The sequence below is a fragment of the bacterium genome (assembly GCA_020440705.1).
In the GTDB taxonomy this organism is placed as follows: domain Bacteria; phylum Krumholzibacteriota; class Krumholzibacteriia; order LZORAL124-64-63; family LZORAL124-64-63; genus JAGRNP01.
In genome coordinates, this window is the sequence record JAGRNP010000254.1 from 1 (window position 1) to 1,472 (window position 1,472).

Here is a 1,472-nt window from a genome sequence, read left to right on the forward strand (position 1 = left end):
TCGGTGTGCGTCGGGGTGTTTGTTCATGGTGTCCGACCCGCAAGGTGTGGGCCGGACACATTTTCAGAGACACAACCAACGGGTCAGTCGGCGTGGAGATCTGGTCCCGGGACGCCCGCCACGTGGCACTTGGCACATAACCGCTCCTGCCCGGTGCCAGGATACGGGTTCGGCAGAGGATAGGAGCCGGAGACCTGCCCGTCCGTGCTGATGTCGACCGTGCCCATGTCCCAGCGCAGGGCCGCCGGCGCGCTCGAGGCGTGGGCCCGGTGGCAGGTGAGGCACATGAGGGTACTGGTGGCCGTGGGACCGTTCGTGCGGTCGACCACGGCGGCGGGGTCCTCGAAAGGGACCTCCGGCAGGTAGGCGGTGGTGAAGAGTCCGCCGGTAGGGTTCGCGGTTCCTTCATAGGCGTTGTAGCGATTGGCGTGCCCGCGGGGGAACGTGCCGTCGGCGCCGTGGCGGAAGACGCCGGGCGCGGGGCCGTCGTCGTGATACGGACCGTGGCAGTTGGCGCACCAGTCGCTCATGCCTCTGATGTAGGCCGTGTGGCGGTTGCGCGTCTCGACGGCGGTGGGATCGGTGACGTCGAGCCCGGCCGCCTGCGGGGCGTCGTACACGAAGACGGCCGCGCCGCCCTGGATTTCGCCGGCGCCGTTCAGCATGCGGAAGTTCGAGTTGCCGTGGGGATCGTGGCAGCTGGTGCAGCCGAGTTGGCTCGAGGGGAAGTTGCCGCCGGGGGCGTGCGTCCAGCGCGGGTCCGGCTCCAGGCCGTAGGCCATAGAGACGATGCTGTGGCCGGCGGCGTGGCCCGCGATGGGGGCGGCCAGGCCGTCCGGCGCGTCGTTCAGGTTGTCCTCGAGCAGGAAGACGAAGTCGCCGGCGCCGCGCAGCAGGCCGGGCAGCAGGGGGTTGGCTGCCATGACGCCGTCGGCCCCCTCGTGGCAGCTCAGGCACACGTCGCTGGCCGAGGCGGCGGTCAGCAGGGGGGACGACCCGTCCATCAGCACTTCGCCGTCGGCGGCGTCGTGCATCACGTGGCAGGCGGCGCACTCGGCCGCACCTCCGTCGTGGAAGGCCCGGGCCGAGTAGGCCGGGCTGAGGACGAGGATCCCGGCCAGCAGGGCGGTGGCCCGGCAGAGGCGGGTGCGGGAATGGGGGACCGTCATGGCATCACCTCTCCAGCGGATGCGGCACCGGGTGACGGGCGAGAGGGCGAGCAGACCGTCCGGTTCCGTTCTCTCAACTCGAATTATAACATGATCTTGAGCCGCGGGGAAATACTCCCCGGATGCAGAGGCCCCGCGACGTCGTCGCGGGGCCTCCCAGGTCGTCGATCGTGTTCAGGTCCACCTCGCAGGAGGTGTCATCCGGGACCAATCCCTAGTACGGAGCGTCTCCGAAGTCCTTGGCGTGGCACTTGTTGCAGAGCGAACGCTGGTTGGTGACGAAGGTGTACTCGTAGTACTTGT

At 69.0% G+C, this 1,472-nt stretch carries 1 protein-coding gene; it reads right to left on the reverse strand.

Translation table 11 applies throughout. The annotated features are described in order from the left end of the window. Window positions 1-83: 83 nt before the first annotated feature. Window positions 84-1,169, reverse strand: a complete 1,086-nt coding sequence (locus KDM41_18190) for a hypothetical protein (protein ID MCB1185354.1) — start codon at window positions 1,167-1,169, stop codon at window positions 84-86. Between the last annotated feature and the right edge of the window lie 303 nt (window positions 1,170-1,472).

Bases quoted from the DNA above. Each gene is read 5' to 3' on its own strand.
- KDM41_18190 (MCB1185354.1), bottom strand. From the start codon at position 1,169: ATGACGGTCCCCCATTCCCGCACCCGCCTCTGCCGGGCCACCGCCCTG.